Source organism: Buttiauxella sp. AC142, assembly GCF_979253435.1.
Genome location: NZ_CEEDCH010000001.1, coordinates 4809863 through 4830308, shown reverse-complemented (window position 1 = coordinate 4830308; position 20446 = coordinate 4809863). Strand labels below are relative to the sequence as shown.

Genomic DNA, 20446 nt, shown 5'->3' with positions numbered 1-20446 from the left:
CCCTTAATTTCAGGATATTTGACTCTCATCGCCGCCGTGACTCTGTGATGTTGTTCACATGTTCCGTGTCGATGGAGGCGCATTATAGGGAGTTCTTCTGAGGCTGCAACCCTAAATATGCAGTAATTTGACTGACTGCTGCATTCCACAGCAAAACCCCGCCTTATACGCAGTTGTGCACAAAGTTATCCACAATCGTGATGAAGTCCTAAATTATGCGAGCGTGACGCAAACGTTTTCGCTACAATGTGCGCGCAATAAAAGGACGCCCCGTTTTGGGGCGTTAGCTGAGTTTTAGGGGAAATAACTAAAATTCAGCTAACGCTCTTCTATATGCGAACCAAAGCTAAGGGATCAAACCATGCAACAACGTCGTCCTGTACGCCGCGCTCTGCTCAGTGTTTCTGACAAAGCCGGTATCGTCGAATTCGCCCAGGCGCTCTCCCAACGTGGTGTGGAGCTGCTGTCCACTGGCGGAACCGCTCATCTGCTGGCTAAAGCTGGCCTGCCGGTAACCGAAGTCTCTGACTACACCGGTTTCCCGGAGATGATGGATGGACGCGTCAAAACCCTGCATCCAAAGGTGCATGGTGGCATTCTCGGTCGTCGCGGCCAGGATGATGCGATCATGGAACAACACGCAATCTCCCCAATCGATATGGTTGTCGTCAACCTCTACCCGTTCGCCCAGACTGTTGCCCGTGAAGGTTGCTCTCTGGAAGATGCGGTAGAGAATATTGATATCGGCGGCCCAACTATGGTGCGCTCGGCGGCGAAGAACCATAAAGATGTGGCAATCGTCGTAAAGAGCAGTGACTACGAGGCGATTATTAGCGAGCTGGATGCTAATGAAGGATCTCTTACGCTCGAGACACGTTTCGATTTGGCTATTAAGGCTTTCGAACACACCGCCGCTTACGACAGCATGATCGCCAACTACTTCGGTAGCATGGTTCCTGCCTACCACGGCGAAAGCAAAGATCCTTCTGGCCGCTTCCCTCGCACGCTGAACCTGAACTTCATTAAGAAGCAGGATATGCGTTACGGTGAAAACAGCCACCAGCAAGCAGCCTTCTATATAGAAGAAGAAATTAAAGAAGCGTCGGTTGCCACCGCAACTCAGGTTCAGGGCAAAGCGCTCTCTTATAACAACATTGCTGATACTGATGCGGCACTGGAATGTGTGAAAGAGTTTAGCGAGCCTGCCTGCGTTATCGTGAAGCATGCTAACCCTTGCGGCGTAGCTGTCAGCACTACCTTATTAGATGCTTACGACCGCGCTTACAAAACCGACCCAACTTCTGCATTCGGCGGCATCATCGCGTTCAACCGTGAACTGGACGCTGAAACTGCACAAGCGATTATCTCTCGCCAATTCGTCGAAGTGATTATTGCGCCGTCAGCAAGCGTTGAAGCACTGAAGATCACTTCTGCTAAGCAAAACGTTCGCGTTCTGACTTGTGGCCAGTGGCAGCAGCGTGTTCCGGGTCTGGATTTCAAACGCGTCAACGGTGGTGTGTTAGTCCAGGATCGCGATTTGGGTATGGTGACAGCCGCAGACCTGCGTGTTGTCAGCAAGCGCCAGCCAACAGAGCAAGAACTGCGTGATGCGCTGTTCTGCTGGAAGGTGGCGAAGTTTGTTAAGTCCAACGCAATTGTCTATGCCCGCGAGAATATGACTATCGGTATAGGCGCAGGCCAAATGAGCCGCGTTTACTCCGCTAAAATTGCCGGTATTAAAGCCGCCGATGAAGGCCTGGAAGTGAAAGGCTCTGCAATGGCATCTGATGCGTTCTTCCCATTCCGTGACGGTATTGATGCCGCTGCGGCAGTCGGTGTGAGCTGTGTTATCCAGCCTGGCGGTTCAATTCGCGATGACGAAGTGATCGCTGCCGCTGACGAACACGGGATCGCAATGATCTTTACCGACATGCGCCACTTCCGCCATTAATCCGGAGCGACCATAAATGAAAGTATTAGTGATTGGTAATGGCGGGCGTGAACACGCGCTGGCCTGGAAAGCATCGCAGTCGCCGTTAGTGCGCACGGTATTCGTCGCCCCCGGCAATGCGGGCACGGCTCTGGAACCCGCTTTACAAAACGTGGCGATTAACCCAACGGATATTCCCGCGCTGTTGAGCTTTGCACAAAATGAAAAAATCGACCTGACGATTGTCGGCCCGGAAGCGCCGCTGGTGATTGGTGTGGTCGATGCCTTCCGTGCAGCTGGCCTGAAGATCTTTGGCCCAACTCAGGGAGCTGCGCAGTTAGAAGGTTCAAAAGCTTTCACCAAGGATTTCCTGGCCCGCCATAAAATCCCGACCGCTGAATATCAAAACTTCACCGAAGTCGAACCCGCTTTAGCTTACGTCCGTGAAAAAGGCGCGCCGATTGTCATTAAAGCCGACGGTTTGGCCGCAGGTAAAGGCGTAATCGTAGCCATGACGTTAGAAGAAGCCGAAGCTGCGGTAAACGATATGCTGGCAGGTAACGCCTTTGGCGATGCCGGGCACCGCATCGTTGTAGAAGAGTTTTTGGATGGCGAAGAAGCCAGCTTCATCGTGATGGTGGATGGCGAAAACGTTCTGCCAATGGCCACCAGTCAGGATCATAAACGTGTTGGAGATGGTGATACCGGTCCAAATACCGGCGGTATGGGCGCGTATTCTCCAGCACCGGTTGTGACGGATGAAGTCCACCAGCGTGCAATGGATCTGGTTATCTGGCCAACCGTGCGCGGCATGGCGGCTGAAGGGAATACTTATACCGGTTTTCTGTACGCTGGCTTGATGATCGACAAGCAAGGCAATCCGAAGGTTATCGAGTTTAACTGCCGCTTCGGCGACCCGGAAACTCAACCGATTATGCTGCGCCTGCAATCAGACCTGGTTGAGCTATGCCTCGCCGCCTGTGATGGCAAGCTGGATGTGACAACATCGAAGTGGGATGAGCGTCCGTCTCTTGGCGTAGTCATGGCAGCTGGCGGTTATCCGGCGGATTACAGTAATGGCGACGTGATTCACGGCCTACCGCTGGAAGAAGTGGCGGACGGGAAAGTGTTCCATGCCGGAACCAAACTGCGTGAAGATGATATGGTGGTGACTAACGGTGGGCGCGTTCTGTGCGTGACCGCATTAGGTGATACCGTCGCACAAGCGCAGCAGCGTGCTTACGAGTTGATGAAGGATATCCACTGGGATGGCAGTTTCAGCCGCTCAGATATTGGCTATCGCGCCATTGAGCGTGAAAACGCGAAGTAATATTTGAAGTGATATTAAAGACCGCCCGCGTTGAACTGCACCCCAAAAGTTGGACACCCAACTGATTAAGGTGCAGTTTTTTATGAGCAAGTATTCTCTCAGCTTCAAGCTTGAGGTCGTGCAGCACTATCTTTCCGGGCCCGAAGGGTACAAGGCGACAGCAAAGCGTTTTGGTATCGATCACAGTGCCGTTCGTAAGTGGTCTGCCGCCTGGAAGTTTCATGGCAAAGCCGGACTCACTACCCGGCATTTCACTTATTCCCCGGCCTTCAAAGAGTCCGTTATCCTGCATATGCGTGAACACCATCTGTCTGTTCGCGAAGTCTGTGCAAAGTTCACTATCCCTGCTTTTTCCTCGGTTTGTCAGTGGGAACGATTGTATGATGAAGGGGGTTTGGCAGCCCTCGCAGACAACCGCCGCAGGAAAAAAACGATGCCGGATACCCCTGAAAATAAGTCAGTCCCCCCTTCTCAAACGCCCCTTAACCCGGACGAACGTGAGGAGCTCGAACAGCTACGCGTTGAAGTGGCTTATCTAAAAAAGCTTCAGGCCTTACTCAGGGAAAAAAACATGGCGAAACGCGGGATAAAACGCAGATTGTGAATGAGTTAAGGCCGCAGTATCCCCTGACTCGCCTGCTAAAAGCGGCGGCGCTGGCCAGAAGTACGTTTTACTGGCAGCTGGCTTGCGCTAAAAAGCCGGACAAATATGCCGATGATAAGCAAAGGATTTTAACGCTGTTCCATAAGCATAAAGGGCGATATGGATACCGGCGGATCACGCTGGCTGGTCGCAGGGAAGGGAGTTTACTGAACCATAAAACGGTTCAGAGGTTGATGCAGCAGTTAGATTTAACATCCTGTATCAGAAGGAAAAAATATAACTCTTACAAAGGGCGATACGGCAAAGCTGCGGGTAATGTGCTGAACCGCCAGTTCAGTGCAGACAAACCGAACCAGAAGTGGGTAACAGACGTGACAGAATTTAAAATTGCCGGGGAAAAGCTGTATTTATCCCCGGTCCTTGACCTGTATAACGGTGAGATCGTGGCGTATCAAATGGAGCATCGTCCCGTGCTGTCGATGGTAGACGATATGCTGAGTAAGGCGCTGTCAGTCCTGAGTGAAGGTGAATATCCGCTGGTGCATTCAGACCAGGGTTGGCAGTATCAGATGGGGCACTATCAGAAGCGACTCAGGGAAGCAGGGCTGAAACAGAGCATGTCACGCAAGGGAAACTGCTATGACAATGCGGTGATAGAAAGCTTCTTCGGCACGCTGAAAACGGAATGCCTGTATCTGGAGGAGTATAGAAGTATCAGCGAGTTACGGGATGCTATTGACGGATATATCTACTATTACAACCATGAAAGAATAAAACAGAAACTAAAAGGCCTGAGTCCGGTAGAGTACCGAACCCTGGCCCAGATAGCCGCCTGATGTAAACCGTCCAACTTTATGGGGTCAGTTCAGCGTGGCGGTTTTTTTACATCTAGAATGTCGCAGGCTTAGGCTGCCAGCTACAGTAGTCCTGATTCGCGACCAGCAGCAGTTGTGACCCTTCTGGCGCTTCAAGCCAGGCCACGCTCACATCCATCGAGGAGTGACGCTGACGATTCGCGATATGACTCAAAGATATGCTGTCGAGTTTAGGCTTGATTGTCTCACCTTCGCAGGTGGTGACTGTTCCATTGTCATGCCAACGCCCTTGCCGCAGAACCACACGTCCAATACGTAATGCTTCGCTGGTTGCTTTGGTCCGGCTCGCTTGATACTGATACAAAGCGATTTGGTCGTTGGAAAGCTGTTGCTTTTGGCCGTTCACTTCGCGCTGCATAAAGCTCAACTCGCCGTTTTCATCAAAGCGAACTTTAATGTGTTCAGACGGCTCGCTCTGAATTGTCGTTTCAATCGACATTAGCTTTTCACCCAACCAGCGGTAATCACTGGTGGTTGTAGCGCCTTTCTGCATTGGACTCAGTACCGCAAGCATATGAATGCTGTGGTCGTCACTATTATCTTTACGCCAGATACGCACTACACCTTTATCGGCGATATAGCCACTTGCCGTAAATGGTGGAAGCGGAGGCTGACTGCTGCATGCCATTAGCAGCACTGTGCCTGCCAGCACGACCAAAGGACGCCAGACAAACAAAAGGGGCGTAAACGCCCCTCTGCTAAAACTGTTCACTGACACTATTAGCTCTTAACAGCGTCTTTCAGTGCTTTGCCTGAAACAAATGCCGGCACGTTAGCTGCGGCGATTTTGATTTCATTACCAGTCTGTGGGTTGCGGCCAGTGCGCTCAGCACGGTGGTTTACCTTGAAGGTACCGAAACCAACCAGTTGGACAGCATCACCTTCTTTCAGAGACTCAGTAATTGCAGCCAGGGTGGATTCCAGAGCAGCTTTAGCCTGTACTTTAGACAGATCAGCCTTGTCAGCAATTACATCAATCAGTTGAGTCTTGTTCATAAGTTATCCTTACAATGTGTTTATCGCTTGCTAAGCATCGAGTGCGACGGAAATGCCAAAAAAGCACTCTCCTGCATACACGCACCGATAGCCACTTTTTTTCGCCCCACAAATGTAGACCAGACGGGGGGCTAATTGGAAGCCTTCAGGGGTGACAATTCGGACTGTAAGTCACGTTTTGCTGTCTTACTGCTGCAAATTTATACCAATATTGCTGCTACCCGCTTCGCGCAGGTCTGCACGCAGCCCTTTGATCAGCTCAATGTCGCGTTCTTCGCAGTCGGCTAACAGGCGGAAAATCTCCCATTGAATGTCCCATTCTTCTTCAACGGCAGGGTTTTCTCTCAGCTCTTCGTCGGTCATTTCACGACCAGCCTGGGTCATTTCCAGCATCGCAACGGTCGTAATTGACGCCTTACTGACTTCAATCGCATGTTCCAGAGTTTCCCCGGAAAGACGTGAATGAAGGAGTTCGCTCAACGCAACGCATGCATCAATCGCCGGGTAGACACCGTAAATATCATAGTCATCAGCAACCGGGATGCCTTCCTCGAGCTTCTCAAGTTGGCTATCAAAGTTTACTTTCGCATCTTTGACCGTCAAGGTTTCCCAAATCAAATCGAGAATTTTGCGATATAACTGAGGATCACCAAATTCTGTCTGCTGGCAGAACATGGCGTAATTCGGATACATGCGTTCGCACAAAGAAGCCATGAAAGTGACATGTTGCCAGCTTTCCAGTTTCTCCAGGCGCAGATGGATTGGGTTTTGTAACATAGCGATGTCTCAAAGACGGAATATTAGCGGCAGTTTACCTTAATCACCCCTGAATTGCTTGCCACCGCGTGAAAGCCGGGCGACCTGATGCCACGGCATCAGCCCAGCGAGTCGGCTCCGGTAAACGATAACCCACCAGACAGCGATTCACCCATAACAAGGCCGTATCGAGGCTGACTTTGTGGCCTGTGGAGACAAACAACGGATTGCAGCGCTTTTTACTGCGCAGCACCCACGCAAGCGGTTCGCCTTTATCAGTCAGCAACTGGCACGAACCGGGTTCCTCCGATAGCGGCTCAAACTTCCCACACAGACGTTTCTTGGCAACGCCTATCGTTGGCACGTCCACCAGCAGGCCGAAATGGCTGGCAACGCCCAAACGCCGAGGATGCGAAATACCGTGGCCGTCGACAAACAGCAGGTCAGGTTTTTGCGACAGCATTTCCCATGCAGTAAGCAGTGCGGGATATTCACGAAATGAAAGGAAGCCGGGGATATAAGGCATTGAGGTGGCGACTCGCGCCACCTGATATTCAACCAGTTCGAGGGAAGGATATTTCAATAGCACGATGGCGGCACGCGTGACATCGCCGCCCTGCTCAAACCCAACGTCAGCCCCGGCGATTAACCGGGGTGGATCTTGCTCCAGGCGATCTTTGCGGATCACCTGGGCTGCCAGTTCGATCTGTTGTTTACGCAGGCTTGCGAGATCCATTCCCTCTCCGAACTTTTACAGGTGATACGGTTTCGACAAACGGTGCACCGCTTCAACAAATGCACCCGCGTGCTCTGGCGGCACATCCTGATGAATACCGTGGCCGAGGTTAAAGACGTGGCCTTCACCTTTACCGAACCCAGCCAGAATCGTTGCCACTTCTTCTTCAATACGCGCAGGTTGTGCATAAAGCATGGATGGGTCCATATTGCCCTGAAGCGCGACTTTATGGCCAACACGGCGGCGAGCATCAGCGATGTCGGTCGTCCAGTCTAAGCCCAGCGCATCACAACCTGTTTCGGCCATCGCTTCCAGCCACTGACCGCCGCCTTTGGTGAACATCGTCACCGGCACGCGACGACCTTCGTTTTCACGCAGCAGGCCATCAATGATTTTGTGCATGTAATAGAGCGAGAATTGTTGATAGTCACGCCCGGTCAGCACACCGCCCCAGGTATCGAAAATCATCACCGATTGCGCACCCGCTTTGATTTGCGCATTCAGGTACAGCGTGACGCTTTGCGCCAGCTTATCGAGCAGAAGATGCAGCGCTTGCGGGTCGGCATACATCATCTTTTTAATCACGGTAAAGGCTTTGCTGCTGCCGCCTTCAACCATATAAGTCGCCAGCGTCCACGGGCTTCCGGTGAAACCAATCAGCGGCACTTCGCCTTTTAACTCGCGGCGAATGGTGCGTACTGCGTTCATTACATAACCCAGTTCATCTTCTGGATCAGGGATCGGCAGTTTTTCGACATCGGCACGGCTGGTAATTGGCGAGCGGAAACGCGGGCCTTCACCGGCTTCGAAATAGAGACCAAGCCCCATCGCGTCTGGCACGGTGAGAATATCGGAGAAAAGGATAGCGGCATCCAGCGGATAGCGACGCAGCGGCTGCAATGTCACTTCACAAGCCAGCTCCGCATTTTTGCACAGCGACATAAAATCGCCTGCGACAGCGCGCGTGGCTTTGTATTCTGGCAAGTAACGACCTGCCTGCCTCATCATCCATACTGGCGTGGTATCTACAGGTTGGCGTTGCAGCGCCCGCAGGTAACGGTCGTTCTTCAGTTCAGTCATTTTGAATTTCCTTTGGCTGTATCGCTCAAGTTTATCACTCATAGTCCGCGCGACACAGGGCGACGGTATCTTCAATCAAACGACGCGCCACCGTGCCTGGCGGCGGCAACAGCGGGAGCTGATCATATCGATACCAGCCCGCGTCAATTAACTCTTTCGGGTCAATTTTAATCTCGCCACTGTGATAATCCGCCATAAACGCAGTCATCAACGATTGCGGGAACGGCCAAGGTTGGGAAGTTACATAGCGTAAATTCTTAACGCGAATGCTGCTCTCTTCCATCACTTCACGCGCCACGGCTTGCTCGAGGGTTTCCCCAACCTCAACAAACCCGGCCAGGACGGTGTAAACCCCGTTGCGATGACGCGTATGTTGGGCAAGCAGGATTTGATCGTCGCGACGAATGGCTACGATGATGCACGGTGAAATTTGCGGGTAATAACGTTCACGGCAGTGGTTACACAGCATCGCCCATTCGGTTTTGCTGACGTGCATTTCATGGCCACAGTAGCCGCAGAATTTGTGCGAGCGATAGAACTCCGCCAACTGCACGCCACGCCCAGCCAGCTGGAACAAACCCACATCCTGGTCAATCACCTGACGCACAGAACCCATATCCGCCTTGCGATTTTCTCGCACCAGCCAGACAGGCTCGTTTTCCCATTCGCCGATGGGTATCCCCACCGCGCCATCTAATTGAAATTCCTCTGCCGCTCCGTGAGGTAGCTCACCTTTAGGCAGCCACAGTTTTTGTTCATGACTGACGATAAACCAGCCCTGATCTAACTTTTGAATTACGCGTTCCATAACCTGGTGCACATCCCCGAGTTCGCTGGTATAAACAAATAGTCGTAACACTTTTGGGTACGTTTGCGTCACATCTCTACTCACGGAGTCAATCATGCTTAACCAGTTAGAAAACCTGACTGAGCGCGTTGGTGGTAGTAATGAGTTAATCGACCAATGGCTTCATGCCCGCAAACATCTGTTGGTAGCTTATTACAATATGGTTGGGATCAAGCCTAACAAGGAATCCCATACTGCGCTCGATGAAAAGGCTCTGGATAATTTTTGCCATAACCTCGTGGACTATCTTTCTTCCGGCCATTTTAATATTTATGAACGCATTATCAGTGAAATGGAAGGTAGCAGCCCACTTTTAGCCGCCACTCATCTTTACCCACAACTTGAAGCCAACACCCAGCAAATCATGGATTTCTACGATTCGCATCTCGAAAGCGCAATCGATCATGATAACTATATTGAGTTCCAGAAAGCACTTTCCGGCATTGGTGAAGCGTTAGAATCCCGCTTTTCGCTGGAAGATAAACTGATTCAGTTGGCGTACGACCACGATCTAAATGACAGTGCTAATGAGACCGGCAGCCTTGCACGTCCGGCTTGAGTTCTGCTCTGTTAACGCGTAATTTACATATCGACCCGTAGCAATACGGGTTTCTTCTTGTCGGAGTGCCGAGTGCGTTAAGCACCGGCTGAGACCGTTAATTCGGGATCCGCGGAACCTGATCAGGTTAATACCTGCGAAGGGAACAAGAGTAATTCTGCTTTTGGGTTCACCCGTGCGCGGGCGCCCCACATTCATTACTCCTCCGTTGTTCTGACAAGCCACTTCCTGATAATTACTGGAATGAGCTATGTCTACTACTGAAAAAAAACCAAACAGTCGCGAACAGCGTGCTGCTGCCCAACACTTTATCAATACCCTCGAAGGCACAGCTTTCCCTAACTCTCAGCGAATTTACCTCACCGGCTCGCGTGATGATATCCGCGTGCCGATGCGTGAAATCCAGCTTAGCCCGACAGCCACTGGCAGTAGCAAAGAAAACCCGCAGTTCACCCCTAACGATGCCATTCCGGTTTACGACACTTCTGGCGCGTATGGCGACCCGGCTATCAACATTGATGTCCTGCGCGGTCTTTCTCCACTACGTGAAAACTGGATTGCCGAACGTGATGATTGCGAAATCTTGGCCGACCGCAGCTCTGCCTACACCAAAGAGCGCCTGGCCGATGACGGTCTGGATGAATTGCGTTTCGAAACACAGCTCACGCCGAAGCGGGCTAAAGCCGGGAAAACCGTCACGCAACTGCACTATGCACGCCAGGGAAGAGTGACGCCGGAAATGGAGTTCATCGCCATTCGCGAAAATATGGGCCGCGAGCGTATTCGCGATGAAGTGTTACGCCACCAGCATCCAGGCCAGGGTTTTGGTGCGCGCCTGCCAGAAAATATCACGCCGGAATTTGTGCGTGACGAAGTGGCGGCTGGACGGGCAATTATCCCCGCTAATATCAACCACCCCGAATCTGAGCCGATGATTATTGGACGTAACTTTCTGGTGAAAGTGAACGCCAATATCGGCAACTCGGCGGTCACTTCCTCCATTGAAGAAGAAGTGGAAAAACTGGTCTGGTCCACGCGCTGGGGGGCAGATACCGTGATGGATCTGTCTACCGGCCGCTATATCCACGAAACCCGTGAATGGATTTTGCGTAACAGCCCGGTACCGATCGGCACTGTGCCAATTTACCAGGCGCTGGAGAAAGTTAATGGCATCGCCGAAGACCTGACCTGGGAAATGTTCCGCGACACGCTGCTGGAACAGGCTGAGCAAGGCGTCGATTACTTCACGATTCACGCCGGAGTACTGCTGCGTTATGTGCCGATGACCGCCAAACGCCTCACCGGAATTGTTTCACGCGGTGGCTCGATTATGGCGAAATGGTGCCTATCGCATCATCAGGAAAACTTCCTGTATGAGCACTTCCGCGAAATCTGTGAAATCTGCGCGGCTTACGACGTTTCGCTCTCTTTAGGCGACGGTCTGCGCCCCGGCTCCATCCAGGATGCCAACGACGAAGCACAATTCTCTGAGCTGCATACGCTTGGCGAGTTAACCAAAATCGCCTGGGAGTACGACGTACAGGTGATGATTGAAGGACCGGGGCATGTGCCAATGCAGATGATTCGCCGCAACATGACCGAAGAACTGGAGCATTGCCACGAAGCGCCGTTCTACACACTCGGCCCGCTGACTACCGATATTGCGCCTGGTTACGACCATTTCACGTCAGGAATTGGTGCGGCCATGATCGGCTGGTTTGGCTGCGCGATGCTGTGTTACGTCACGCCAAAAGAACATCTTGGCCTGCCAAATAAAGATGATGTTAAGCAGGGTCTGATTACCTACAAAATTGCGGCCCATGCCGCAGACCTCGCAAAAGGCCACCCTGGTGCGCAGATACGCGATAACGCCATGTCGAAAGCCCGCTTTGAATTCCGCTGGGAGGATCAGTTTAACCTCGCACTCGACCCGTTCACTGCCCGCGCGTATCACGACGAAACGCTGCCGCAGGAGTCCGGCAAAGTCGCGCACTTCTGTTCCATGTGCGGGCCAAAATTCTGCTCAATGAAAATCTCCCAGGAGGTTCGCGATTTCGCCGCTAAACAAGCCATTGAAGTCGGACTGGAAGATATGTCGCAAACCTTCCGGGCAAAAGGTGGCGAAATTTATCTGCGCCAGGAGGAAGTGTGATGAACAAACCTGCATTTCCCGCTGTGCCGCAGCGGTTGGGTTTATACCCGGTGGTTGATAGCGTTGAATGGATTGAGCGACTGTTGGGAGCAGGCGTGCGCACCATTCAATTGCGCATCAAAGACAAACACGACGATGACGTTGAGGGCGATATTGTTGCGGCCATCAAGTTAAGCCAGCAATACCAAGCTCGCCTATTTATTAACGATTACTGGCGGCTGGCAATAAAACATCGCGCTTACGGCGTGCATCTCGGCCAGGAAGATATGGATGTGGCTAATCTGGATGCTATTCGCGATGCGGGCCTGCGCCTCGGGCTTTCGACACACGACAATATGGAAATGGATCGCGCCCTGATGGCGCGCCCTTCTTACATCGCTTTAGGGCATGTTTTCCCTACCAACACCAAACAAATGCCGTCCGCCCCGCAAGGGCTGGCGCAGCTCGCTGCACATATCAAAACGTTGGGCGATTACCCGACTGTCGCGATTGGCGGGATATGCATTGAGCGCGTTCCCTTCGTGCTAAAAACAGGTGTGGGCGGTGTCGCGGTGGTTAGTGCAATAACTCAGGCTGCTGACTGGCGAGCGGCTACCGCACAGTTGCTGGAACTAGTGGGGGCTGGCGATGAATGATTCCGACTTTATGCGTTACAGCCGCCAGGTGCTATTGGAAGATATCGCCATTGAAGGGCAGCAAAAGCTGCTCGCCAGCAAAGTCTTAATCGTCGGATTAGGCGGGCTGGGTTCCCCGGCGGCGTTGTATTTGGCTGCCGCAGGCGTTGGTACCCTGATTCTCGCCGATGATGACAACGTGCATATCAGTAATTTGCAGCGCCAGATTCTGTTCACCACGCAAGATATCGACCAACCAAAATCGCTGGCCGCCCAACGCCATCTACAACAACTTAATCCTGATATTAAGCTCCAGGTTATTGGCGAGCGTCTGGCTGGAGAAGTGTTGAATCAGGCAGTAAAAAATGCCGATTTGGTACTGGATTGCAGCGACAACATGGCAACGCGCCATGCGATTAACGCCGCCTGCGTCGCACATAACAAACCGCTGATCTCCGCAAGTGCCGTGGGATTTGGTGGGCAACTTATGGTGCTGACGCCGCCATGGGAAAACGGTTGTTACCGCTGCGTGTGGCCTGATGAACACGAACCGGAACGCAACTGCCGCACGGCAGGCATCGTCGGCCCGGTGGTGGGTGTGATGGGCACATTGCAGGCGCTTGAAGCGATAAAACACCTCAGCGGTATGGCTCCGGCTGCGGGTTCTCTACGCCTGTTTGATGCCCGCCAACATAGCTGGCGCACTCTCATCATGCAGAAAGTAGCAGGCTGCCCGGTGTGCGGAGGGCAACATGCGCATCCACTTTAACGACGAACCGATGCAATGCCCGGACAACCTGATGCTGGCGATGCTGCTGGAACAACTCAGTTTATTGAAACCAGGCGTTGCATTAGCGATCAATCAAAGAATCGTTCCACGTGAGCAATGGGAAAACTATTTGTTGAATGATGGCGACAAAATCGTGCTTTTTCAGGCCATAGCCGGGGGTTAAATGCTACAGATTGCTGATAAAACTTTTTCGTCACACCTGTTCACCGGCACCGGGAAATTTGCCTCGCCGCAGTTAATGGCAGAAGCCATTCGCGCCTCAGGTTCGCAATTGGTGACGATGGCGATGAAACGGGTCGATTTGCGTAATCGTAACGATGCGATTCTGGCACCTTTACTCGAAGCCGGCGTGCAATTGCTGCCTAATACTTCAGGTGCTAAGACGGCGGAAGAAGCGATTTTTGCCGCTCAATTGGCTCGCGAGGCGCTCGGTACGCATTGGGTAAAGCTGGAAATTCACCCTGATGCTCGCTACCTGTTGCCCGACCCTATCGAAACGCTGAAAGCTGCGGAACAACTCGTAAAAATGGGGTTTGTGGTACTGCCTTACTGCGGAGCCGATCCGGTTTTGTGTAAACGGCTTGAAGAAGCAGGATGCGCGGCAGTGATGCCACTTGGCGCACCTATCGGTTCAAATCAAGGCTTACAAACGCGAGCGCTGCTGGAAATTATCATCGAACAGGCAAGAGTTCCGGTTGTCGTTGATGCTGGAATTGGCGCACCAAGCCATGCCGCTGAAGCCCTGGAAATCGGGGCTTCAGCGGTGTTGGTTAACACCGCCATTGCCGTGGCGCGTGACCCGGTACAAATGGCGCACGCATTTCGCCTCGCCGTAGAAGCGGGCTTAATTGCAGCGCAGTCTGGTTTAGGAACACGCCATCAGCAGGCTCACGCATCCAGCCCGTTGACGGAGTTTTTGCAATTTAGCCAGGAGAATGCGTGATGGCACAAACCTTCACTGACCGCTGGCGAGAGCTGGACTGGGATGACATTACGCTTCGCATCAACAGTAAAACGGCTGCCGACGTAGAACGTGCGTTGGCAGCACAGAAACTCACACGTGATGATTTCATGGCTTTGCTCTCCCCCGCCACCAGCCAATTTCTGGAACCGCTCGCGCAAAAGGCACAGTATTTAACTCGCCAACGCTTTGGCAACACAGTGAGTTTTTATGTGCCGCTTTATCTGTCAAATCTCTGCGCTAACGATTGTACTTACTGTGGATTTTCCATGAGTAACAAGCTCAAACGTAAAACGCTCAATGCGCCAGAGATTGAACGCGAGTGCGAGGCGATTCGCAAACTGGGCTTTGAGCATTTGCTGTTGGTGACCGGTGAGCATCAGACCAAAGTGGGAATGGATTATTTCCGTCAGCATCTTCCCACCATTCGCCGCCAGTTCAGTTCATTACAAATGGAAGTGCAGCCGCTGGAGGAACACGAATATGTCGAACTGAAAACCCTCGGTCTGGATGGCGTGATGGTTTACCAGGAAACTTATCACCAGGCGGTATACGCGCAGCACCATCTACGGGGCAATAAGCAGGATTTCTTCTGGCGCCTGGAAACACCCGACAGATTGGGTCGGGCAGGAATAGACAAAATCGGTCTTGGTGCGTTAATCGGATTATCAGACAGCTGGCGCACCGACTGTTTTATGGTTGCTGAACATCTTCTGTGGCTACAGCAAAATTATTGGCAAAGCCGCTTTTCGATTTCATTTCCGCGATTACGCCCGTGCGCAGGCGGGGTGGAACCCGCATCTGTGATGACGGAAAGCCAGCTTGTGCAGGTGATATGTGCATTTCGTCTGCTCGCCCCTGACGTTGAGCTTTCACTTTCTACGCGCGAATCTCCGTGGTTCCGGGACAACATGATTCCACTCGCCATAAACAACGTCAGTGCGTTTTCAAAAACGCAGCCTGGCGGCTACGCCGATAATCATCCTGAACTCGAGCAGTTTGCTCCACATGATGGGCGCACTCCAGTCGAAGTGGCTGAGGCATTAACGCGCTCAGGTTTACAACCGGTGTGGAAAGATTGGGATCGTTTTCTGGGAAGAACCTTGCAGTAATGTAACCGGTTTCAGCCCTGATCAGTTTCTTTTGTGATACCTCACACACAATCATCGTAAAGCGGTTGTTGTAGCGAGGCGTCACGGATAATTATCAGTGTATCGAACGGACACTGAGAGCAGATCTATGAAGAATATCGTTTTGTGTTGTGCAGCGGGTATGTCGACTAGCATTTTAGTCCAGCGCATGAAGGACGCCGCTCAGAAGAAAGGTATTGAAGTCTCTATCAAGGCTGTGCCAGTTGCCGAGTTCAAAGACAACATCGACACAGCGGATATTGTGCTGTTGGGTCCACAAGTTAAGTATGAGCATGCAAAACTACAGGCGATCGCAGAGCCGATGGGTAAAACCGTTGCGGTCATCGACATGATGGATTACGGCATGATGAAAGGTGATGTCGTACTGGATAAAGCTTTGAAAATGATGGAGTCATAAGACGTGGAAGATTTAGAATCGATTATCATGGAATTGTTGGTCAATGCAGGTAGCGCACGCAGCCAGGCACTGACAGCTCTGCAAATGGCACGTAAAGGTGATTTCGCAGCGGCTCAACAAGCGATGGAAGAATCTCGTGAGTTTGTGAAACATGCACACAAAATTCAGACCCAGCTCATCGGGCTGGATGAAGGCACCGGCAAACTGCCAGTGAACCTGATTACCGTACACTCTCAGGATCACCTGATGAATGCGATGGTTATCCAGGATTTAGCCGAAGACATGATTGAATTGTACCGCCGTCTGCCGTTAGCTAACTGATTTTTCGTTCCTTTCAGTTTTAACGCTTCAGATTTCAGGCATAAAAAAACCGCTCTTTCGAGCGGTTTTTGTTTTTGGCGTCTCTAACGATTAATCGTTATCGTTACCGCCCAGATTACCTGCATTCAGCAATTCTGCCAGGCTGGCAGTTGCATCTGCTGCAGTTACCTGAGGTACAACTGGCGCTTCGCCCGCTGCACGACGGCGCATACGATCCTGGTGATACGCATAACCCGTACCAGCTGGGATCAGACGACCCACGATAACGTTCTCTTTCAGGCCGCGCAGTTCGTCACGTTTACCCGCAACGGCTGCTTCGGTAAGCACACGAGTTGTCTCCTGGAACGATGCCGCGGAGATGAAGGACTCGGTTGCCAGAGAGGCTTTGGTGATACCCAGCAGATCACGTGAGAAGGACACGTTAATCTTGCCGTTCGCTTCCAGTTCGCGGTTAGCGATCTTGACGCGAGAGTATTCAGCCTGCTCACCTTCCAGGAAGTCAGAGCTACCAGCGTTAACGATGGTTGCTTTACGCAACATCTGACGCACGATGACTTCGATGTGTTTATCGTTAATCTTAACGCCTTGCAGACGGTAAACGTCCTGCACTTCGTTGGTGATGTAACGAGTCACAGCATACACGCCACGCAGACGCAGAATGTCATGCGGAGATTCTGGACCATCGGAAACAACGTCACCGCGTTCTACAACTTCGCCTTCGAACACGTTCAGCTGACGCCACTTAGGAATCATCTCTTCGTAAGCATCGCTGCCGTCGAGTGGAGAGATTACCAGACGGCGTTTGCCTTTGGTTTCTTTACCGAACGAGATGATCCCGCTGATTTCAGCAAGGATAGCAGGCTCTTTCGGACGACGTGCTTCGAACAGGTCAGCAACGCGTGGCAGACCACCGGTGATGTCCTTGGTACCACTGGATTCCTGAGGAATACGCGCCAGCGCGTCACCAGAGTGAATCTGAGTACCATCTTCCAACTGAACAATCGCTTTACCAGGCAGGAAGTACTGAGCTGGCATATCTGTACCAGGAATCAGAACGTCGTTGCCTTGAGCATCAACAATTTTCAGTGCTGGACGCAGATCTTTACCACCCGCAGTACGTTCTGCAGAATCCAGAACAACCAGAGATGACAGACCTGTCAGTTCGTCAGTTTGACGAGTAATGGTCTGGCCGTCGATCATGTCAGTAAAGCGGATGAAACCACTTACTTCAGAAACAACTGGCATGGTGTGCGGATCCCAGTTTGCTACGGTTTCGCCCGCTGCAATCTGCTCGCCATCACCTTTGCCCATTACCGCACCGTAAGGAACTTTATAGCTCTCTTTAGTACGACCGAATTCATCAATCAGTTTCAGTTCAGTGTTACGAGAAGTCACTACCAGTTTACCGGCAGAGTTCACAACCGACTTCGCGTTGCTGAGCTTGATGCTACCTTTGTTCTTAACCTGAATGCTGGATTCAGCAGCAGAACGAGATGCCGCACCACCGATGTGGAACGTACGCATCGTCAACTGAGTACCAGGTTCACCGATGGACTGTGCCGCGATAACCCCGATTGCTTCACCTTTGTTGATGATGTGGCCACGAGCCAGGTCACGACCATAGCAGTGCGCACATACGCCGAAGTCGGTTTCACAACCCACAACAGAACGTACTTTCACGCTATCAACAGAGTTAGCTTCTAACAGGTCACACATTTGCTCATGGAGCAGAGTGTTACGTGTGATCAGGATATCAGCAGTACCAGGTTTCAGTACGTCTTCAGCCGTTACACGACCCAATACGCGGTCACGCAGTGGCTCTTTAACGTCGCCGCCTTCGATAACCGGAGTCATCGTGATACCTTCGAGGGTGCCACAATCGTCTTCGGTAACAACCAGATCCTGCGCAACGTCAACCAGACGACGCGTCAGATAACCGGAGTTCGCAGTTTTCAGTGCGGTATCCGCCAGACCTTTACGAGCACCGTGCGTGGAGATGAAGTACTGGAGTACGTTCAGACCTTCACGGAAGTTCGCGGTGATTGGCGTTTCGATGATGGAGCCATCTGGCTTAGCCATCAGACCACGCATACCAGCCAACTGACGAATCTGTGCCGCAGAACCACGAGCACCGGAGTCGGCCATCATGTAAATGCTGTTGAAGGAAACTTGCTGCTCTTCGACGCCGTCACGGTTAATAACGGATTCAGTTTGCAGGTTGTCCATCATCGCTTTGGATACACGATCGTTCGCCGCAGCCCAGATATCGATAACTTTGTTATAACGCTCGCCCGCTGTTACCAGACCGGACTGGAACTGTTCCTGAATCTCAGCAACTTCAGCTTCCGCTTCAGAGATGATTTCAGTTTTCTTAGCTGGGATGACCATGTCATCGATACCAACAGAAACACCTGAACGCGCTGCATAAGCAAAGCCGGTGTACATAGTTTGGTCAGCAAAGATTACTGTCGGTTTCAGACCCAGAATGCGGTAACAAGTGTTCAGCATTTTGGAAATGGCTTTCTTACCCAACGCCTGGTTGATGATGGAGTAAGGCAGGCCTTTCGGTACGATCATCCACAAAATCGCACGACCAACGGTGGTGTCGATAATGCTGGTTTTCGCAACGAATTGTTCGTTTTCGTCTTTTTCGTACTCGGTGATACGCACTTTTACACGCGCATGCAGAGAGGCCAGACCTGCGCGATAAATACGCTCAGCTTCTTTAGGGCCAGTCAGCACCATGCCTTCGCCTTTGGCGTTAACACAGTCACGGGTCATGTAGTACAGACCCAATACAACGTCCTGAGAAGGAACGATGATTGGCTCGCCGTTCGCTGGTGACAGGATGTTGTTGGTAGACATCATCAGCGCACGCGCTTCCAACTGAGCTTCAAGCGTCAGTGGAACGTGTACCGCCATCTGGTCACCATCGAAGTCGGCGTTATATGCCGCACAAACCAGCGGGTGAAGCTGGATAGCTTTACCTTCGATCAGTACTGGCTCAAATGCCTGGATACCCAAACGGTGCAGAGTTGGTGCACGGTTCAGCAGTACCGGGTGTTCGCGGATAACTTCGTCCAGGATATCCCAAACGACAGCTTCTTCGCGCTCAACCATTTTCTTCGCAGCTTTAATAGTGGTAGCAAGACCACGCAGTTCCAGCTTGCCGTAGATGAACGGTTTGAACAGCTCCAGTGCCATTTTCTTAGGCAGACCGCACTGATGCAGACGCAGGTATGGACCTACGGTGATTACAGAACGACCGGAGTAGTCAACACGTTTACCCAACAAGTTCTGACGGAAACGACCCTGCTTACCTTTGATCATATCGGCCAAAGATTTCAGAGGACGCTTGTTAGAACCCGTGATCGCACGGCCGCGACGGCCGTTATCCAGCAGGGCATCTACCGCTTCTTGCAACATACGTTTTTCGTTACGTACGATGATGTCAGGAGCAGCCAGATCCAGCAGGCGTTTCAAACGGTTGTTACGGTTGATAACGCGACGATACAGATCGTTCAGATCTGACGTTGCGAAACGACCGCCATCCAGCGGAACTAATGGACGCAGATCTGGCGGCAGAACCGGCAGAACTGTCAGGATCATCCACTCTGGTTTGTTACCAGACTGAACGAACGCTTCCAGCAGTTTGATACGCTTGGTCAGCTTTTTACGTTTGGTTTCGGAGTTGGTTTCGTTCAGCTCTTCGCGCAGAGTTTCACACTCTTGCTCCAGATCCATGTTTTTCAACAGGGCCTGAATAGCTTCCGCACCCATCTTCGCATCGAATTCGTCACCGAACTCTTCCAGCGCATCCAGATACTGCTCTTCAGTCAGGATCTGACGGCGCTCGAGGTTGGTCATACCGCCTTCGATTACCACATAAGATTCGAAGTAAAGTACACGTTCGATATCACGCAGTGGCATATCCAGCAGCAAGCCGATACGAGACGGCAGTGACTTCAGGAACCAAATGTGTGCAGTTGGGGAAGCCAGCTCGATGTGACCCATGCGCTCACGGCGCACTTTAGTTTGGGTGACTTCAACGCCGCACTTCTCACAAATTACACCACGGTGTTTCAGGCGCTTGTACTTACCGCACAGGCACTCATAGTCTTTCACTGGCCCAAAAATACGAGCACAGAACAGACCGTCACGTTCTGGTTTGAACGTACGATAGTTAATGGTTTCCGGCTTTTTAACTTCGCCGAACGACCATGAACGAATCATGTCTGGCGATGCCAGAGCAATTTTGATCGCATCAAACTCTTCGGTCTTAGTTTGCGCTTTCAGAAACTTAAGTAAGTCTTTCACGGATTAGCTCCCGTCGGAGTGAGACTTCTC

General features: G+C 51.8%; 19 protein-coding genes and 1 riboswitch. Of the genes, 12 read left to right on the top strand and 7 right to left on the bottom strand.

The window, feature by feature from the left end:
* Nucleotides 1–361: 361 nt before the first annotated feature.
* From purH to AC0IWZ_RS22540, 3 genes are all read left to right on the top strand, one after another.
* The gene (gene purH / locus AC0IWZ_RS22550) at nt 362–1951 is read left to right on the top strand and encodes a bifunctional phosphoribosylaminoimidazolecarboxamide formyltransferase/IMP cyclohydrolase (RefSeq protein WP_471678447.1); all 1590 of its coding nucleotides are present in this window, start codon (nt 362–364) and stop codon (nt 1949–1951) included.
* 16 nt (nt 1952–1967) lie between these two features.
* Entirely contained in the window at nt 1968–3260 is a 1293-nt protein-coding gene (purD, locus tag AC0IWZ_RS22545; RefSeq protein WP_034492334.1) for a phosphoribosylamine--glycine ligase, read from the top strand.
* Between the two features lie 82 nt (nt 3261–3342).
* A protein-coding gene (locus AC0IWZ_RS22540; protein ID WP_471678448.1) for an IS3 family transposase occupies nt 3343–4700 on the top strand; the annotation gives its coding sequence in 2 pieces (ribosomal slippage) (nt 3343–3805 and nt 3805–4700; 1359 coding nt in all).
* A 52-nt stretch (nt 4701–4752) separates the two neighbouring features.
* Here the strand turns inward: AC0IWZ_RS22540 and AC0IWZ_RS22535 are convergent.
* The 6 genes from AC0IWZ_RS22535 to nudC all read right to left on the bottom strand — a co-directional run bounded on the left by AC0IWZ_RS22535 (nt 4753) and on the right by nudC (nt 9115).
* Complete coding sequence (locus tag AC0IWZ_RS22535) at nt 4753–5451, bottom strand: DUF1481 domain-containing protein (RefSeq protein WP_172896196.1); 699 nt, start codon at nt 5449–5451, stop codon at nt 4753–4755.
* 8 nt (nt 5452–5459) lie between these two features.
* The gene (gene hupA / locus AC0IWZ_RS22530; protein WP_034492331.1) at nt 5460–5735 is read right to left on the bottom strand and encodes a nucleoid-associated protein HU-alpha; all 276 of its coding nucleotides are present in this window, start codon (nt 5733–5735) and stop codon (nt 5460–5462) included.
* A gap of 186 nt (nt 5736–5921) precedes the next feature.
* Nucleotides 5922–6512, bottom strand: coding sequence for a YjaG family protein (locus tag AC0IWZ_RS22525; protein WP_034492329.1), 591 nt, complete (start codon nt 6510–6512; stop codon nt 5922–5924).
* Nucleotides 6513–6555: 43 nt separating this feature from the next.
* Nucleotides 6556–7227 (bottom strand): deoxyribonuclease V, encoded by a 672-nt coding sequence (gene nfi / locus AC0IWZ_RS22520; RefSeq protein WP_471678449.1) that lies wholly within the window; start codon nt 7225–7227, stop codon nt 6556–6558.
* Nucleotides 7228–7242: 15 nt separating this feature from the next.
* The gene (gene hemE, locus AC0IWZ_RS22515) at nt 7243–8307 is read right to left on the bottom strand and encodes a uroporphyrinogen decarboxylase (protein ID WP_034492325.1); all 1065 of its coding nucleotides are present in this window, start codon (nt 8305–8307) and stop codon (nt 7243–7245) included.
* Between the two features lie 34 nt (nt 8308–8341).
* Nucleotides 8342–9115: an NAD(+) diphosphatase gene (gene nudC, locus AC0IWZ_RS22510; protein ID WP_034492336.1), complete on the bottom strand. Its 774-nt coding sequence runs from the start codon at nt 9113–9115 to the stop codon at nt 8342–8344.
* 94 nt (nt 9116–9209) lie between these two features.
* Here nudC and AC0IWZ_RS22505 point away from each other — a divergent pair, with 94 nt between their 5' ends.
* The 9 genes from AC0IWZ_RS22505 to AC0IWZ_RS22465 all read left to right on the top strand — a co-directional run bounded on the left by AC0IWZ_RS22505 (nt 9210) and on the right by AC0IWZ_RS22465 (nt 16099).
* Complete coding sequence (locus AC0IWZ_RS22505) at nt 9210–9713, top strand: Rsd/AlgQ family anti-sigma factor (RefSeq protein ID WP_034492322.1); 504 nt, start codon at nt 9210–9212, stop codon at nt 9711–9713.
* A 51-nt stretch (nt 9714–9764) separates the two neighbouring features.
* Nucleotides 9765–9875, top strand: a riboswitch (TPP riboswitch).
* A gap of 88 nt (nt 9876–9963) precedes the next feature.
* Entirely contained in the window at nt 9964–11865 is a 1902-nt protein-coding gene (gene thiC / locus AC0IWZ_RS22500) for a phosphomethylpyrimidine synthase ThiC (protein WP_471678450.1), read from the top strand.
* On the top strand, nt 11865–12500 hold the full coding sequence (thiE, locus tag AC0IWZ_RS22495) for a thiamine phosphate synthase (RefSeq protein ID WP_471679106.1): 636 nt from the start codon (nt 11865–11867) through the stop codon (nt 12498–12500). The genes thiC and thiE overlap by 1 nt, the downstream gene beginning before the upstream one ends.
* Nucleotides 12493–13248 (top strand): thiazole biosynthesis adenylyltransferase ThiF, encoded by a 756-nt coding sequence (thiF, locus tag AC0IWZ_RS22490; RefSeq protein ID WP_471678451.1) that lies wholly within the window; start codon nt 12493–12495, stop codon nt 13246–13248. Before thiE ends, thiF begins: the two co-directional genes overlap by 8 nt.
* A complete protein-coding gene (thiS, locus tag AC0IWZ_RS22485) occupies nt 13232–13432 on the top strand; it encodes a sulfur carrier protein ThiS (RefSeq protein ID WP_471678452.1) in 201 nt (66 codons plus the stop codon). The genes thiF and thiS overlap by 17 nt, the downstream gene beginning before the upstream one ends.
* Nucleotides 13433–14212, top strand: a complete 780-nt coding sequence (gene thiG, locus AC0IWZ_RS22480; RefSeq protein ID WP_259268619.1) for a thiazole synthase — start codon at nt 13433–13435, stop codon at nt 14210–14212.
* Nucleotides 14212–15342 carry a 2-iminoacetate synthase ThiH gene (gene thiH, locus AC0IWZ_RS22475; protein WP_034492308.1) on the top strand — a complete coding sequence of 377 codons (1131 nt, stop codon included), beginning with the start codon at nt 14212–14214 and terminating at the stop codon, nt 15340–15342. Before thiG ends, thiH begins: the two co-directional genes overlap by 1 nt.
* Before the next feature lie 127 nt (nt 15343–15469).
* Complete coding sequence (locus AC0IWZ_RS22470; RefSeq protein WP_034492306.1) at nt 15470–15778, top strand: PTS sugar transporter subunit IIB; 309 nt, start codon at nt 15470–15472, stop codon at nt 15776–15778.
* A gap of 3 nt (nt 15779–15781) precedes the next feature.
* Complete coding sequence (locus AC0IWZ_RS22465) at nt 15782–16099, top strand: PTS lactose/cellobiose transporter subunit IIA (RefSeq protein WP_034492305.1); 318 nt, start codon at nt 15782–15784, stop codon at nt 16097–16099.
* 90 nt (nt 16100–16189) lie between these two features.
* Here AC0IWZ_RS22465 and rpoC read toward each other — a convergent pair whose 3' ends face one another.
* A complete protein-coding gene (gene rpoC / locus AC0IWZ_RS22460; protein ID WP_034492303.1) occupies nt 16190–20416 on the bottom strand; it encodes a DNA-directed RNA polymerase subunit beta' in 4227 nt (1408 codons plus the stop codon).
* Between the last annotated feature and the right edge of the window lie 30 nt (nt 20417–20446).

Excerpts from the sequence above, each read along its gene's own strand:
- thiG (WP_259268619.1), top strand. The coding sequence starts at position 13,433 with ATGCTACAGATTGCTGATAAAACTTTTTCGTCACACCTGTTCACCGGC.
- hupA (WP_034492331.1), bottom strand. The coding sequence starts at position 5,735 with ATGAACAAGACTCAACTGATTGATGTAATTGCTGACAAGGCTGATCTG.
- nudC (WP_034492336.1), bottom strand. The coding sequence starts at position 9,115 with ATGGAACGCGTAATTCAAAAGTTAGATCAGGGCTGGTTTATCGTCAGT.
- nfi (WP_471678449.1), bottom strand. The coding sequence starts at position 7,227 with ATGGATCTCGCAAGCCTGCGTAAACAACAGATCGAACTGGCAGCCCAG.
- thiS (WP_471678452.1), top strand. The coding sequence starts at position 13,232 with ATGCGCATCCACTTTAACGACGAACCGATGCAATGCCCGGACAACCTG.
- AC0IWZ_RS22505 (WP_034492322.1), top strand. The coding sequence starts at position 9,210 with ATGCTTAACCAGTTAGAAAACCTGACTGAGCGCGTTGGTGGTAGTAAT.
- thiF (WP_471678451.1), top strand. The coding sequence starts at position 12,493 with ATGAATGATTCCGACTTTATGCGTTACAGCCGCCAGGTGCTATTGGAA.
- purH (WP_471678447.1), top strand. The coding sequence starts at position 362 with ATGCAACAACGTCGTCCTGTACGCCGCGCTCTGCTCAGTGTTTCTGAC.
- thiH (WP_034492308.1), top strand. The coding sequence starts at position 14,212 with ATGGCACAAACCTTCACTGACCGCTGGCGAGAGCTGGACTGGGATGAC.
- thiE (WP_471679106.1), top strand. The coding sequence starts at position 11,865 with ATGAACAAACCTGCATTTCCCGCTGTGCCGCAGCGGTTGGGTTTATAC.
- hemE (WP_034492325.1), bottom strand. The coding sequence starts at position 8,307 with ATGACTGAACTGAAGAACGACCGTTACCTGCGGGCGCTGCAACGCCAA.
- purD (WP_034492334.1), top strand. The coding sequence starts at position 1,968 with ATGAAAGTATTAGTGATTGGTAATGGCGGGCGTGAACACGCGCTGGCC.
- AC0IWZ_RS22470 (WP_034492306.1), top strand. The coding sequence starts at position 15,470 with ATGAAGAATATCGTTTTGTGTTGTGCAGCGGGTATGTCGACTAGCATT.
- thiC (WP_471678450.1), top strand. The coding sequence starts at position 9,964 with ATGTCTACTACTGAAAAAAAACCAAACAGTCGCGAACAGCGTGCTGCT.
- AC0IWZ_RS22525 (WP_034492329.1), bottom strand. The coding sequence starts at position 6,512 with ATGTTACAAAACCCAATCCATCTGCGCCTGGAGAAACTGGAAAGCTGG.